The 14,205-nt window shown below is 42.9% G+C and carries 13 protein-coding genes; 5 read left to right on the top strand and 8 right to left on the bottom strand.

Features of this window, described 5'->3' with window-relative positions:
• Nucleotide 1: 1 nt before the first annotated feature.
• The 3 genes from tilS to ppx are packed head-to-tail and all read right to left on the bottom strand — an operon-like array spanning nucleotide 2 to nucleotide 3,683.
• Nucleotides 2-1,366, bottom strand: a complete 1,365-nt coding sequence (gene tilS / locus ABZP31_RS02670; RefSeq protein ID WP_248133965.1) for a tRNA lysidine(34) synthetase TilS — start codon at nucleotides 1,364-1,366, stop codon at nucleotides 2-4.
• A complete protein-coding gene (locus ABZP31_RS02665; protein WP_111280460.1) occupies nucleotides 1,303-2,127 on the bottom strand; it encodes an acetyl-CoA carboxylase carboxyltransferase subunit alpha in 825 nt (274 codons plus the stop codon). The genes tilS and ABZP31_RS02665 overlap by 64 nt, the downstream gene beginning before the upstream one ends.
• Nucleotides 2,128-2,162: 35 nt before the next feature.
• Nucleotides 2,163-3,683 carry an exopolyphosphatase gene (gene ppx, locus ABZP31_RS02660; RefSeq protein ID WP_111280458.1) on the bottom strand — a complete coding sequence of 507 codons (1,521 nt, stop codon included), beginning with the start codon at nucleotides 3,681-3,683 and terminating at the stop codon, nucleotides 2,163-2,165.
• Between the two features lie 264 nt (nucleotides 3,684-3,947).
• On the opposite strand from ppx, the gene trxA reads away from it, so the two are divergent.
• From trxA to ABZP31_RS02645, 3 genes are all read left to right on the top strand, one after another.
• Nucleotides 3,948-4,274 carry a thioredoxin gene (trxA, locus tag ABZP31_RS02655; protein ID WP_005016162.1) on the top strand — a complete coding sequence of 109 codons (327 nt, stop codon included), beginning with the start codon at nucleotides 3,948-3,950 and terminating at the stop codon, nucleotides 4,272-4,274.
• A gap of 333 nt (nucleotides 4,275-4,607) precedes the next feature.
• Complete coding sequence (gene rho, locus ABZP31_RS02650; RefSeq protein WP_005016165.1) at nucleotides 4,608-5,870, top strand: transcription termination factor Rho; 1,263 nt, start codon at nucleotides 4,608-4,610, stop codon at nucleotides 5,868-5,870.
• Between the two features lie 430 nt (nucleotides 5,871-6,300).
• Entirely contained in the window at nucleotides 6,301-6,660 is a 360-nt protein-coding gene (locus tag ABZP31_RS02645; protein ID WP_005016168.1) for a hypothetical protein, read from the top strand.
• A gap of 201 nt (nucleotides 6,661-6,861) precedes the next feature.
• Here ABZP31_RS02645 and ABZP31_RS02640 read toward each other — a convergent pair whose 3' ends face one another.
• Genes ABZP31_RS02640 through pheS form a run of 3 tightly spaced genes read right to left on the bottom strand, consistent with a single transcriptional unit; the run spans nucleotide 6,862 to nucleotide 10,551 of the window.
• Nucleotides 6,862-7,158: an integration host factor subunit alpha gene (locus tag ABZP31_RS02640; protein WP_005016170.1), complete on the bottom strand. Its 297-nt coding sequence runs from the start codon at nucleotides 7,156-7,158 to the stop codon at nucleotides 6,862-6,864.
• The gene (gene pheT, locus ABZP31_RS02635; protein WP_005023530.1) at nucleotides 7,155-9,536 is read right to left on the bottom strand and encodes a phenylalanine--tRNA ligase subunit beta; all 2,382 of its coding nucleotides are present in this window, start codon (nucleotides 9,534-9,536) and stop codon (nucleotides 7,155-7,157) included. Before pheT ends, ABZP31_RS02640 begins: the two co-directional genes overlap by 4 nt.
• Before the next feature lie 34 nt (nucleotides 9,537-9,570).
• Nucleotides 9,571-10,551: a phenylalanine--tRNA ligase subunit alpha gene (pheS, locus tag ABZP31_RS02630; protein ID WP_005016174.1), complete on the bottom strand. Its 981-nt coding sequence runs from the start codon at nucleotides 10,549-10,551 to the stop codon at nucleotides 9,571-9,573.
• 156 nt (nucleotides 10,552-10,707) lie between these two features.
• On the opposite strand from pheS, the gene ABZP31_RS02625 reads away from it, so the two are divergent.
• Nucleotides 10,708-11,745 (top strand): hypothetical protein, encoded by a 1,038-nt coding sequence (locus tag ABZP31_RS02625; protein WP_005016177.1) that lies wholly within the window; start codon nucleotides 10,708-10,710, stop codon nucleotides 11,743-11,745.
• 378 nt (nucleotides 11,746-12,123) lie between these two features.
• On the opposite strand, the gene rplT is transcribed toward ABZP31_RS02625, so the two are convergent.
• The gene (rplT, locus tag ABZP31_RS02620) at nucleotides 12,124-12,483 is read right to left on the bottom strand and encodes a 50S ribosomal protein L20 (protein WP_005016178.1); all 360 of its coding nucleotides are present in this window, start codon (nucleotides 12,481-12,483) and stop codon (nucleotides 12,124-12,126) included.
• Between the two features lie 11 nt (nucleotides 12,484-12,494).
• Complete coding sequence (gene rpmI / locus ABZP31_RS02615) at nucleotides 12,495-12,689, bottom strand: 50S ribosomal protein L35 (RefSeq protein WP_001096359.1); 195 nt, start codon at nucleotides 12,687-12,689, stop codon at nucleotides 12,495-12,497.
• Between the two features lie 237 nt (nucleotides 12,690-12,926).
• On the opposite strand from rpmI, the gene ABZP31_RS02610 reads away from it, so the two are divergent.
• Complete coding sequence (locus tag ABZP31_RS02610; RefSeq protein WP_106438706.1) at nucleotides 12,927-14,189, top strand: MFS transporter; 1,263 nt, start codon at nucleotides 12,927-12,929, stop codon at nucleotides 14,187-14,189.
• The last annotated feature ends 16 nt before the right edge of the window (nucleotides 14,190-14,205 follow it).

Here is a 14,205-nt window from a genome sequence, read left to right as displayed (position 1 = left end):
TTTACATTTGTTGTTGCTGAGTGATTAATACCGGTTGCCAGCCACCTCGCTCACAATATGGAGATTGCGCCAACCAAAACCCTTTGGGCGTAAAAACCCCAAGCATAACATTATCTCGGCTTAATATTTGAATCTGATGACGCTGCCAAGGAAAAATTTGTGCTTCCTGAATAGCCTTTTTGAGCGGCCATGCACCTACACGGCCATAAAGATGAATTCTTTCCCCACCCTGCCGCGATGTTAATACAAGATTCTGCTTCAATAAATCTGCTGATAAACCCACTGCTTGCGTTTGAATTTGATAATGGCCAGAAGCAGTTTGGTAAACATGAGAAAGCTCGGGAATAAAACTTTGTTCAAAAATGAGCTGAGTATTTTTCTCAGCCAGATATTCATCTGTCTGTAAACGGTGAAGCTGCCCGTGATAACGAATATAATAATACTTGTTCCAGTGTAGCGCCGCCTGTGCATCGGCTTTGGCAGCAATAACTTCATGCTGAATCCGCTCAACCATTTCAAAAGCTGGCCGATATATACCTTCACCTTTCATCCATGCTGAAAGCAGTTGTCGCTGTCGGGGTTTTGAAAGTAATTTTAATCTTGCGAGATCAAGCTGCTGTGCATTGCCACAGTTTTTTAAATCCTCTTGTAATACTTCCTGCAGAATCTCATCGGCATCCTGCATTAATAAAGCTGTGCGGGTGACTGCCTGCTGCATTTTAGAAAAGCGGGAAGCTAAGAGCGGCCAAAGCATTGTTCGGCACCAGGCACGGTCGTAATAGGTATTATTATTTGAAGGATCATCAATAAAACTGATGTTTAATTGTTCAGCCCATTGGCAAATCTGCTCACGGGAGAGGGACAGCATCGGACGCCAGATTGGCATTTCATGACGCTGATCCAACTGTTTCATAGCAGAGAGTCCAGAAATACCCGTGCCAGAAAACAATCTTAACAATACGGTTTCTGCCTGATCCTGCTGATGATGGGCAAGAACAAGTACTTCGCCAGATTTAATATGCTGATGATAAGCCTGATAGCGCGCTTCACGGGCCTGACGTTCAAGATTACCTGCATTTACATGTACAGGCTGCACAATGCATGGAACATCAAGCTTCATACATTCAGCTTGCACATGAATACCCCAGTCCCTACTCTGAGCCTGTAATTGGTGATCAACATAGATAGCCCTGATCCGTCCGGGGCAAAGCGCCGCCATAAAATATAATAGGAGCATGGAATCCATGCCCCCACTACATCCGATCAGGAAAGAAGTTTCTGGTGAAAACTGCTCAAGCTGTTTTAAGCAACCAGACCTGAATTCTCGCTGCCAAACTTCATTAAACGTTGGTAACGTGCCTCGCATCGTTCGCTAGCATCCATTCCTTTCAATTCATCAAGTGCCTGTTTAAGCACTTCTTGAAGACGGTCCATAACCAGTTCAGGATGTAAATGTGCTCCCTCACCTTCATCGACGACATATTCTACAATACCCAGTGCCTGAAGTTTATCTGCTGTTAATGATAACGCTTCACTGGCCTGTTCTGCCTTTTCAGCAGTTTTCCATAAAATAGAGGCACATCCTTCTGGCGAGATTACCGAATAAATACTGTGTGACAGCATAATCACGCGGTCTGCAACCCCGATCCCCAGCGCACCGCCAGAACCACCTTCACCCAGTACCGTTGCAATAACCGGAACTTTCAGGCTTGAAAGCTGGGCAAGACTACTGGCAATAGCTTCAGCCTGTCCCCGCTCTTCAGCCCCTACACCCGGGTATGCGCCCATAGTGTCAATAAACGTAAATACTGGCAGATTGAATCGCTCTGCCATATCGAGTAGACGTTGTGACTTGCGATAGCCTTCAGGATTGCACATCCCGAAATTATGTTGCAATTTTTCACGAGTGCTACGACCGCGGTGCTGTCCTACCACCATCACCGGCTGACCATTGAAACGAGCCAATCCGCCGATCATCGCGCCATCATCGCCAAAAACGCGATCACCATGCAACGCATCGAACTCTGTAAAAATTTCGCCCACATAATCCAGAAATTGCGGACGTTCCGGGTGACGTGCAATTTGAACTGTTTTCCATGCTTTAGATTGAGCAGCTTTGTTCTTCATAGGCCGAGTATTATTCCTGAATTAACAAAATTGAGTTAATTGATAAATTTTTCCGACTGAATATTCAACTCAATATCCCAATGCTTGAACTGCACTTGCTCATCCTGCAAATCTGCAATCAGCAGAGGCCATTGTTTGGCATCACCCGAAACACTGAGTTGCCATTGTTGATCATTTACTACAGACAGTTCAATGGCAGGAAGCACCTGATCACTGCGACTATGATTGATTAAAACTGCTAAACGTAATAACAGGCAAAGATAGGCCAGTTTTTCGCCTCCTGCCCGCGTTACTTCAATTTTTGCTTCATGACGCAGCTTGCGGCGATGAAAGCCCACCAGCCGAGACAGATGATTTTGATCAATCTGGGAGAATCCCGGAATATCAGAATGTTGAAGTAAATAGGCCCCATGACGATGATATCCACCATGACTGATTGCAAGACCAATTTCATGCACATAGGCGGCACGACGTAGCAGATCACGGTCATCACAAGTCAGATTTAATGATTCTGCCACGCCATCAAATAGTTGCTGGGCTGTTTTTACTACACGCTCTGCCTGTTTCGGATCAGCGTTATAGCGTCCCATCAATGCCTGTACACTACGGTCCCGAATATCTTCATGCTTAAAACGTCCCAACAGGTCATACATCACCCCTTCACGAAGTGCACCATCTGAATACACCAGTTTATCTAGCTCCAGGACTTCAAATACAGCATACAAGATGGCAATCCCGGCAGGTAAAACAGCACGCCGATCATCTTTTAAACCTTCGAAATCAATTTCAGAAGCATGCTTAAACTTAAGCAGTTTATCTTTTAATTTATATAGACCTTCACGGGTAACTTTTTCCTGCTCGTCACTCAACCCCATATTAACCATGATCTGACGGCAGGCCTTAATGGTTCCACTTGAGCCTACGACAGTATCCCATCCTTCAGTTTTATAGGTGTTAGCTATTGCAGAGAGCTCTTTACGTGCAGCAACCACGGCTTTATCAAAAGCTTTTACAGAAATAGAGCCGTCAGCAAAATAAGCTTTGGTATAGGCCACACAACCCATCTGTAAGGATTCAGTATGCAAGGGTTCAAACTCTTCACCAATAATCAGCTCAGTTGAACCGCCACCAATATCGACGACTAGCCGGCGGCCACCATTAGCAATAGTATGTGAAACGCCCAGATAAATCAGGCGGGCTTCCTCACGCCCTGCAATGATTTCAATCGGCTTTGGCAAAATTTCGGCAGCTTTTTGAATAAATTCATGCCCGTTTTTCGCTTGACGCAAGGCATTGGTTGCTACAATTCGCATGCGGGTAGGTTGTACTGAACCCAAACGCGCCACAAAACGGGCAAGGCAGGCTAAACCCCGCTGTTGTGCAGCTTCAGTCAAGTTTTTATTTTCATCAAGGCCGGCTGCCAGTTGAACTTTTTCTGACATTGAGGCAACTTTTTTGACTTCCCCATGATCAACTCTGGCAATTGCAAGATGAAAACTGTTTGACCCCATGTCTATGGCAGCAAGCAATTCTTCATCGATCAAAAAATCAGACATTCTTTACACATACCTTCACCGAATTGTCGCTTAGAGTAATTCACATGCTATGAATTTAAAAGACGTTTACTCAACATTTACTCGAGTTTATATTTTTTGTTTTACTTAATGATTGTGTATCACGATTGTCAGTATCGCGAGCTTCCATTAGACAAAACAACAGATAAGAGGAAAAATAACTTTAACTCTTTCATTGAACCTGATGGCTGTGTAATATTCGCAAAATTACAATGCTATCTTTAAAATACTTTTGGAGTCATACCCATGTCTGCTAATATTGTTAATACAACTGATGAAAACTTCCAGGCAGATGTTCTGGACGCTGAAACTCCAGTGCTGGTAGATTTCTGGGCAGGATGGTGTGCCCCATGTAAGGCAATTGCTCCTGTACTTGAAGATTTATCACGTGAATACGAAGGCAAGGTTAAAATCGTTAAAGTTGACGTGACTTCATGCGAAGATACGGCTGTAAAATACAATATCCGTAATATTCCAGCGCTGTTGATGTTTAAAAATGGCGAAGTTGTAGGTCAACAGGTAGGTGCTGCTCCACGCTCGAAACTGGCTGCATTTATTGACGAAAATATCTAATCTGGTTTTAAACATCCGTTATAAAAATACGCTGTTATAAAATAGCGTATTTTTTTCATGCTTAAATTGACAAACTTCCTGTTCTGACTTATATTTCATGCTCAAGAAACGTTGGAGCAATTCTCGCTCTCCACTTTCTTAAAAGATACAAAACATAAGATCGCCGCTCGGCAACAGAAAGTGTTTTATACATTTCTCTTCGATACAACTAATCAGTCATCTGAGTTTGTTATTGTGCAATTACGACGGACTTACTCATATTGCATGCGGCCGACTTTTGCTTCTTCTTAACTTCCACTTCATATGTCCCTTTTTAGACCTATCTGACCATCTATGAACTTAACCGAACTCAAGAAAAAACCGATTGGCGAACTTATTAAAATTGCTGAGTTTATGGGCCTTGAAGGAATGGCTCGTAACCGCAAGCAAGATATTATTTTTGCCATCTTGAAACGTCATGCTATGAATGGCGAAGAAATTTTTGGTGATGGTGTACTTGAAATTCTCTCTGACGGTTTTGGCTTCTTACGTTCAGCTGCGGGTTCTTATCTCGCAGGCCCAGACGATATCTATGTCAGTCCATCCCAAATTCGCCGTTTTAATTTACGTACGGGTGATACCATTACAGGTACTATTCGTCCGCCAAAGGAGGGTGAACGTTATTTTGCCCTGCTTAAAGTTAACCAGATTAACTATGACACACCTGAAAACTCACGTAACAAGATTCTCTTTGAAAACCTGACCCCACTCTTTCCAACCGAACAGCTAGTGATGGAACTTGGTAATGGTACAACGGAAGACTTGACAGCGCGTGTGGTTGACCTGGTTGCACCGATTGGTAAAGGTCAGCGTTCAATTATTGTAGCGCCACCGAAAGCTGGTAAGACCATGTTGCTGCAGAATATTGCTCAGTCAATTGTTCGTAACAACCCGGAAGTTTTTCTGATCGTGCTGCTCATCGATGAGCGTCCAGAAGAAGTAACTGAAATGGAGCGGACGGTTCGTGGTGAGGTGGTCGCATCTACCTTTGATGAATCACCTGCTCGCCATGTTCAGGTAGCTGAAATGGTTATTGAAAAAGCTAAACGTCTGGTTGAACATAAAAAAGATGTGGTAATCCTGCTTGACTCGATTACCCGTCTGGCCCGTGCTTATAACACGGTAATTCCATCATCAGGCAAAGTACTGACTGGTGGTTTAGATGCACATGCTTTAGAACGTCCTAAACGTTTCTTCGGTGCTGCACGTAATATCGAAGAAGGCGGCTCTTTGACGATCATCTCAACTGCCCTGATTGAAACTGGCAGCAAGATGGATGACGTCATCTATGAGGAATTTAAAGGTACAGGTAACCAAGAAATTACCCTAGACCGCCGTATTGCAGAAAAGCGTGTTTTCCCTGCTATGAATATCAAGAAATCAGGAACGCGTCGTGAAGAGCGCCTGATGAGTGAAGAGAATCTGCGTAAAGTCTGGATTCTGCGCAAACTTCTTCATCCTATGGATGAACTGGCAGCTATGGAATTCCTGCTTGACCGTATGAAAGAAACCAAGACCAATGATGATTTCTTTGATCAGATGAAACGCAAGCAATAAGCAAAGAACTGTAAAGTAAGTACTCATAATATAAAGGCCATCTATAACGATGGCCTTTATATTTTAGTTGACAAGTTTTACATATTGATACAAACGACTTAACTTCATGTTTAATTTGATTACAAGCTTTTGATTAATAAAGCCTTCATTTAAAAAAACCTATAACTTTTAAGCATTTATTTAGTACTTGTCCAATGTATTCTCCATTTTCCATTGTTATTTTCTGTTAAAAATCAGACGTTTTTTTGCATTTTTTGACCTTTTTTTAAGGTTAGGCAGTAGTAATTAAAAAATGGCAGTGATAGCATATTTACAGCCCAGTTAGTCTGCTCCATGCGTTGTTACCTATCTAACGTTAGGAATAATAAAAGCACAAAACAGGCTGGCTCAGGTTTTTTTTTAATCTCAACTTTTTTATGAGAGTGATGCCATGTTATTCAAGAAAATCGCTATTGCTGCTGCAGTTGCTACTACCCTAGCTTTCGTTGGTTGTGCTAAAAAAACTGAAGATGCTGCTGCTGATGCAAACGCTGCTGCTACTGAAGCTACTGCTGCTGCAAACGAAGCAGAAACTGCTGCTGACGCTGCTGCTGTAGAAGCTGCTCCTGCTGCTGAACAAGCTGCTACTGATGCTGCTCAAGCTGCTGACCAAGCTGCTGACGCTGCTACTGATGCTGCTGGCGCTGCTACTGATGCTGCTGACGCTGCAACTAAAGCTCCAGCTGCTGATGCTAATGCAACTAATGCTACAGCTACTGACGCTCCAGCTACTGAAAAAGCTGCTCAATAATCTATACGATTATTTGTCAAAAAAGAGAGCCTTTGGCTCTCTTTTTTATTGTCTAAATCTTTAAAAAATTATAAGTTATCATTCTATCTAACATTTTTATTATCTTTCAGGCTTTCCTCTCTTCTTCTATAGTTTTTAAAAATTTCTGCTCCAGTGTCTTACAATCCAGAGCCGACCTAAAAATAATTAAAAAAAAGCAGGTCAATCGACCTGCTCATTCCCCACACGTTGTCTAAATTTCTGTCCTGCTCGGAAAGTCACTACACGACGTGCTGAAATTGGAATTTCTTCACCTGTTTTTGGGTTACGACCTGGGCGCTGGCGCTTATCGCGTAACTCAAAGTTACCAAAACCGGAGAGTTTTACCTGTTCACCGGCAATCAAAGCTTGACTAATCTCATCAAAAAATAACTCAACCATTTGTTTCGCTTCACGGCGGTTCAGGCTCGTAAGCTCACTAAGATGATCGGCCATTTCTGCTTTAGTTAATGCTGTCATGAGGCCCTCAATGTCGCTTGATAAGTGTTTTCCAACACTTCAATAATTTTATCCATACCTGATTTAATTTCAGCATCTTCAAGCGTACGTGTTGGGTGTTGCCACAACAGCGCAAATGCTAGTGAGCGTTTGCCCTCTTCAACACCTTGACCCGTATACACATCAAACAGCCAAGCTGAGTGAAGCAGCTCACTGCCTGTTTGTTCGATTAACTGCTGAATTTCACTAACATTTATCTTATCACTAATTAAAAGTGCAATATCACGTCGAACCGATGGAAAACGTGATAATTCTGTAAAATTAGATACATAAGATTGCAAAACAGCCTTTTGATCCAGTTCGGCAACCCAAGTGATACCTAAATCAAGCTCATCTTCTAGTGAAGGATGCAAACGTCCCAGATAACCCACGGTTTTTCCATCCACCAGAATTTCGGCTGACTGACCAGGATGTAACCATGATCGTTCTGAAGGAACATACTCTACCTTAATCCGGCCTGCTGCCAAAATTGCTTCTACATCACCCTTTAAATCAAAGAAATCCATCACTTGAGTTTTAGCATGCCAAGATTCAGGTACACGGGATCCAACTGCAATAAGGGCCAGAGTTGGAATTTGCTGAAGACCAGAGATATCAGTTGCATTCTGATAGTCAAAGCGCAAACCCAGTTCAAACAGGCGCACACGGTTTTGCTGACGGTTCAGGTTATATTGTACACATGGAATCAGGCTCGATAATAAAGTACTTCGCATGGCAGCGAGATCACTTGAGATCGGATTTGCCAACATTAATGGATGTACCTGTGGATTAAGCTGCTTTTCAAGTTTAGCATCAGCAAAACTGAAGCTGATGGCTTCCTGGTATCCCAAGGTTGCAATAGTCTGACGTAATTGCCCAAGCTCAAGCTGATCCTGATATTTTGCCAGTTTGACATCAATGACCGGTAAACTGATCTGGATGTTGTCATAACCATCTATTCGAGCCACTTCTTCGATCAGGTCTTGATATATTGCCAAGTCATAACGATGTGAAGGTGGCACAACTATCCAGTGTCCTTCAGCTTGTGTTTCAACCCAGCAGCCTAAACGCGTTAAAGCATCTGCAATAAACTCTCCATCAAGCTGATAACCCAGTAATTGGTCAACCTGTGTCTGTTTCAGCTCAATGGCATCACGTGCTGGTAAAAGCTCAGACTGTTCCACCACTGTAATTGGACCGAATTCACCACCCGCCAATTCCTGAATCAATTGAGATGCGCGGTTCATGGCCAGCATTGGCAACTCAAAATCCACGCCACGTTCATAGCGCTGTGAAGCATCCGTATGCAGTCCGAAACGGCGGGCACGTCCAGCAATAGCAAGTGGTGCAAAGAATGCAGACTCAAGGAAGATTTCCGTAGTTTCATCAGAAACTGCAGAAGACAGGCCTCCCATAATTCCGGCAATTGCTAATGCTTTTTCATCATCAGCTATGACCATTATATCCTCAGAAAGTGTAACTTCCTGCTCATTGAGCAAGACCAGTTTTTCTTGCGGGTTTGCCTGACGGACATGTACCGCACCTTGTACATTGCCAGCGTCAAAAGCATGTAATGGTTGGCCTAGCTCCATTAATACATAGTTGGTAATATCGACCAGAATACTATACTGACGAATTCCGGAACGGGCCAGAGCCTGCTCCATCCAGAGTGGAGTAGCTGCTTTGGTATTTACATGTTTAATAACCCGGCCCAGGTAACGTGGACAGCCAGCAGTGTCCACAATCACTTTCTTTTCATCGGCAATAGTGGCTGCAACGTCTGCAACTTCAGGTGCAGTAACTGCCAACTGGTTAATTACTCCAATTTCACGGGCAATACCGCGAATGCTGAAGCAGTCACCACGGTTAGGTGTAATACTGATATCAATGACATGATCGTCAAGATTAAGATATTCACGGACGTTCATACCAATCGGTGCATCATCTGGCAGCTCAAGCAGTCCATCAAGTTTATCTTCAAGATCAATTTCAGAGGCACCACAGAGCATTCCCTGAGATTCAACACCACGAAGTTTGCCTTTTTTAATTTTGAAATCACCAGGCAAAACTGCCCCAATTGTTGCGACTGCTGCTTTCATACCTGCACGCACATTAGGTGCACCGCATACAATCTGTAAAGGTTCATCCGAACCAATATTAACAGTCGTTACACGCAGACGGTCTGCATCAGGATGCTGCTCTACACTTAGAACTTCACCCACGACAACTCCGGTAAAAGGTTTTGCTGCCGGTGACATATCATCGACTTCAAGACCGAGCATTGTCAGTTGATTTGACAGCGTTTCACTATCGATGGCCGGATTTACCCAGCTACGTAACCAATTTTCGCTAATTTTCATATCGATTAAACCTTACAAATTTTCAAATCTTGTCTTAAGCAAATTGGCGCAAGAAACGCACATCATTCTGGTAGAACATCCGCAGGTCATTGATGCCATAACGCAGCATAGCGAAGCGCTCTACTCCCAGACCAAATGCGAAGCCTTTATATTTTTCAGGGTCTATACCAGCAGCTTGCAGTACGTTCGGATGTACCATACCGCAGCCCAGCACTTCCAGCCAGCGGCCACGTTCATCCATAATATCCACTTCCGCACTAGGCTCAGTAAACGGGAAATATGAAGGGCGGAAACGGACCTTCAAGTCCTTTTCAAAGAACTCATTAAGCAGGTTAATCAGCAGGCCTTTAAGTTCTGCAAAGCTGGTATTTTCTGCGACATATAATCCTTCAATCTGGTGAAACATTGGTGAATGGGTCTGGTCCGAATCACAACGGTAAACGCGGCCCGGGCATACAATACGAATAGGCGGCTCAGACGTTTCCATAGTGCGAATTTGTACACCCGAAGTATGCGTACGCAATAAATGCTTGGCATCAAAATAGAAAGTATCATGCATGGCACGTGCCGGATGGTGGCCAGGAATATTCAACGCTTCAAAGTTATGATAGTCATCTTCAACTTCTGGTCCGGTTGCAATAGTAAAACCGGCTTTAGTAAAGAACTGACAGATGCGCTCTTGCACCTGAGTCACCGGATGGATACTGCCCATGCGCTGGCCACGGCCTGGCAAAGTAATATCAATAGTCTCACTGGCAAGTTTTTGTTGTAATGCAGCCTGCTGTAATTCTTTCTGACGTTCTGTTAGCGCAGTATTGATCGCTTCACGTACGGCATGAATGGCAGCGCCCTGAATCTTACGTTCTTCAGGGTCCATTTTGCCCAGTGCCTTGGACTGTTCTGCTAGCTGGCTTTTTTTACCCGTAAATTGAACGCGTACTTGGTCGAGTGTAGCAAGGTCTTGAGCCGCTGCAATTGCAGCCAGCGCTTCAGTGGTCAGGGCTTCCAGTGACATATTAACTCTCAAAGCATCAAAGTTGGAAATATAATAAAACTCTGCATTCTAACAGTTTTTATCCGGATTGATGAAGCCATCAGGCAGGAAAATTAGATTGGCAGGATGATTTATAAAAAGTATAAGATAAGATGAATGACAATGAGATCAACCCTAATGGCACTCGATCAAATCTGGAAACAACAATTAAGTCTCGTTACTTATGGCAATGAATATTTAAGCCATGACCTGCCCTTTAGCCGCTGGCTACATCATTCTATTTTTCAGCAACATATCTTCAGTTTTCGCAACTTGCATACACAGCACTTGCTAGCCCAGCATTTTCAAATCTGGCTGGAGGGTTTAAAGAAACGTGGGGTTTACCGTTTAAGTCTGCATAGTTCAAATTTATTGATTGATGAGAAAAACCCGAATGCAAATGTTGAGCTGTTGCCATTTGCTCATTTTATTGTCAGTCATGAGCATCAAAAAAAGACAGCATGGATTTTCGGAAAGGAACTGGCTGAATGGTATATTGCTGAAAACGATTTTGAAGCACCTGCTGGACAACGTCTGGATAAGCGTCATGAAACATTCTGGAGCTATGAGTTACCAGGGCGTTTATCCAAACTGGTTGATATTGACCTGCAAGATGCCAATTGGGATGAAATACACCAGTTCATTGAACAGGAACTTTTCAGAACCCAATTTGCCCAAGGTTATGTAGAGCCTGCAAACCGCCACCTACCATATTACGGTGTCAGTGAGCCAGCATCCCAAGTAGCGTCTGACAGTATATCATTACAATATTTGGCCTTAATTCCAACTGACTATTCTGCCGATATTGCACATGAACTATTACACCGGGTAACTGCACTGTCAGAATTTGTCGAGTATAAGCGTAAACATCCTTTTGATGAGCAGGGTACGACTTTAACGCCTGAAGAACAGATTAACCTGAGACATTTTTCTCAAAAAATTGATGACCTGCTCAGCAAGCTGATCGTTAAAGTTGCCAATCACTATAAATCTGCACAGTTAACTTATGTAGAACCGGTAGCAACCCCACTAGATAGTCCAGCAGTTACCCTGGCACAACCCGTACGTAAAGAAAAAGTACCAGCAGGTACACATAAAGCCGGCATGGGAAATGTGATTAAATTGCTTCTTTTAACAATCGTAATTTGTGTCGTCGCCTATTATTTTGGATTGTAACTGCTAAATATTTTTCTAACCCAAAGTTGTGTTCATATTGAGTCTATGACCCAGTATGAACGCAATGTCAGAACTCTAATAATCAGCTTAGAGAAACTTGGTACAATTTATGAATTAAATCAGTTTCTATTTTTAGATTTACTCATCATTATTATCAGTCAAAATAAAAATTTAAAGTTTTATACAAGATTTATAAGCGAGTTGCTCCCGCTCATGATAAAAATTAGTGCTGGAAGAATAATTTTGGGCCTTATAGTAATAAATAAAATATTTTAACTATTTTCAACAATTTAAAGGCTTACTTTACTTACGACCAGATGTTTTTAAAGATAATAAAAAAGACTGCAAAAGCAGTCTTTTTTAGATCATCGAAGATGATTAAGCAGCTAACGCACCTTTAGCTTTTTCAGCTAAAGCAGCAAAAGCAACTGCATCATGCATAGCGATGTCAGCAAGTACGCGACGGTCGATGATTACCTGAGCTTTTTTCAGACCAGAAATCATACGGCTGTAAGACAGACCGTTTTGACGCGCACCAGCATTGATACGTGCAATCCATAAAGAACGGAACTGACGTTTCTTCTGACGACGGTCACGGTAAGCGTATTGACCAGCTTTGATTACTGCTTGGAACGCTACGCGGTAAACGCGTGAACGAGCGCCATAGTAACCTTTAGCACGAGCAAGAATTTTTTTGTGACGGCGATGAGCCTGTACACCACGTTTTACACGAGCCATTTATAATCTCCTTAGATGTATGGGCACATACGACGAACTGAAGCAACGTCACTTACGTGAACCATTACACAGCCGCGCAATTGACGGATACGCTTAGCAGATTTTTTGGTCAAAATGTGGCGTTTGAACGCTTGTTTACGCTTGAAACCGTTTGCAGTCGCTTTGAAACGTTTAGCTGCACCACGGCGAGTTTTTAACTTTGCCATAACAACCTCTTTAAGCACCTGTTCGGCTCGTCTGCACCATTGCAATAACGACCTGCAGGTAAGGAAGGCGACATTTTATAGCAACTCTGCCTAAAACAAAAGCAATTAATTGGCTTTTCATAATTTTAATCGGGCTTCAATACAGAAGATATATTTCTTGAATAATTTAGAAATGAGGGAAATTTCAGCTTTTATTCAGGAGTATAATCACTACAAAAATATGTAGAACCCTGTTATATGTCTAACCAGCATGATGCTTTTGCCGCCTTGCAGTATCGAGACTTCTCGATTATTACACTCAACCAGTTTTGTCTCACTCTTGCCATTCTGATTCAAGAAATTATTGTTGCCTATTCTCTTTATCAAATTACCAAAGATCCTCTCACGTTGGGGCTGATTGGACTGGCAGAAGCCATACCATTTATTGCACTTTCCTTATGGGGTGGCTATTTTGCTGACCGCTTTAATAAGCAGACGATTATGAAAGTTTGCCTGTTTTTTGCAGCACCCTTGCCGCTTATCTTATGGTGGCTCTTTCATGCCTATGCAATAGATTCGATCACAATTAACAGTCTTTCTTGGGGAATCTATGCAGTTATTTTTGGACTAGGCACCATTCGCGGTTTTTACAATCCTTCTGCGACCTCCTTAAAACCTTTTCTGATTCCCAAAGCCATCTATGCCAATGGTGCAACATGGACCACCATTGGCTGGCAAAGTGGTGTGATTTTAGGCCCGATGCTAGGTGGTTTTATGTTGGCCTTTCTTGGCCGCGAAACCAGCCTGATTGCTGTTTCAATATTACTTGCCCTATGTTTTATGCTTATTAATCTGCTTCAAAAACGTAATTTTCCTGTGATGGAAGAGCATCGAGTACTGGATTCACTGGGTGAGGGTTTTCGCTTTATCTGGAAAACCAAAATTGTACTGTGGGCCATTTCTCTGGACCTTGTTTCAGTCCTGTTCGGCGGTGTCATCGCACTGCTGCCCATTTTTGCAGAAGATATTTTGAAGGTCGGACCCGAAGGCCTAGGCTACTTGCGTGCTGCTCCTTCAATTGGCGCCTTGGTTACCATGATAGCTTTAACCAAATTCCCTCCCACTCAGCATGCCTGGCGCAACATGTTACTGGCAGTTGCTGGTTTTGGTATATTTACCCTGCTGTTTGCCTTTTCAGATCATGTGTGGCTTTCACTTTTTGCTCTTGCCATGACTGGAGCTTGTGACAGTATTTCTGTAGTTATCCGACAGACTATTTTACAGATTTTTCCTCCCGAAAATATGCGGGGCCGTGTAGCTGCCGTAAATGGAATGTTTGTTTCATCTTCAAATGAACTGGGCGCATTTGAATCGGGCCTGGCGGCCAAATATATGGGTACAGTTATGGCGACAGTATTTGGCGGCTGCATGACCATGGCTGTAGTCGTAGTTAGTTGGGCCAAAACCAAAGATCTATTTGGTATAGATATAACCCAGAGTTCAGATAATCAATTCAAATAGGTATTTGGCTTGGGGC

This window comes from Acinetobacter sp. FL (genome assembly GCF_040744925.1).
Taxonomy (GTDB): Bacteria; Pseudomonadota; Gammaproteobacteria; order Pseudomonadales; family Moraxellaceae; genus Acinetobacter; species Acinetobacter radioresistens.
Note: the sequence above shows the minus strand (reverse complement) of the source record. Positions and strands in the feature narration are given on the sequence as shown.

Excerpts from the sequence above, each read along its gene's own strand:
- tilS (WP_248133965.1), bottom strand. The coding sequence starts at position 1,366 with ATGCGAGGCACGTTACCAACGTTTAATGAAGTTTGGCAGCGAGAATTC.
- ppx (WP_111280458.1), bottom strand. The coding sequence starts at position 3,683 with ATGTCTGATTTTTTGATCGATGAAGAATTGCTTGCTGCCATAGACATG.
- rpmI (WP_001096359.1), bottom strand. The coding sequence starts at position 12,689 with ATGGCAAAGTTAAAAACTCGCCGTGGTGCAGCTAAACGTTTCAAAGCG.
- pheS (WP_005016174.1), bottom strand. The coding sequence starts at position 10,551 with ATGTCACTGGAAGCCCTGACCACTGAAGCGCTGGCTGCAATTGCAGCG.
- ABZP31_RS02665 (WP_111280460.1), bottom strand. The coding sequence starts at position 2,127 with ATGAAGAACAAAGCTGCTCAATCTAAAGCATGGAAAACAGTTCAAATT.
- ABZP31_RS02645 (WP_005016168.1), top strand. The coding sequence starts at position 6,301 with ATGTTATTCAAGAAAATCGCTATTGCTGCTGCAGTTGCTACTACCCTA.
- ABZP31_RS02625 (WP_005016177.1), top strand. The coding sequence starts at position 10,708 with ATGGCACTCGATCAAATCTGGAAACAACAATTAAGTCTCGTTACTTAT.
- pheT (WP_005023530.1), bottom strand. The coding sequence starts at position 9,536 with ATGAAAATTAGCGAAAATTGGTTACGTAGCTGGGTAAATCCGGCCATC.
- rho (WP_005016165.1), top strand. The coding sequence starts at position 4,608 with ATGAACTTAACCGAACTCAAGAAAAAACCGATTGGCGAACTTATTAAA.
- rplT (WP_005016178.1), bottom strand. The coding sequence starts at position 12,483 with ATGGCTCGTGTAAAACGTGGTGTACAGGCTCATCGCCGTCACAAAAAA.
- ABZP31_RS02640 (WP_005016170.1), bottom strand. The coding sequence starts at position 7,158 with ATGACAGCATTAACTAAAGCAGAAATGGCCGATCATCTTAGTGAGCTT.
- ABZP31_RS02610 (WP_106438706.1), top strand. The coding sequence starts at position 12,927 with ATGTCTAACCAGCATGATGCTTTTGCCGCCTTGCAGTATCGAGACTTC.
- trxA (WP_005016162.1), top strand. The coding sequence starts at position 3,948 with ATGTCTGCTAATATTGTTAATACAACTGATGAAAACTTCCAGGCAGAT.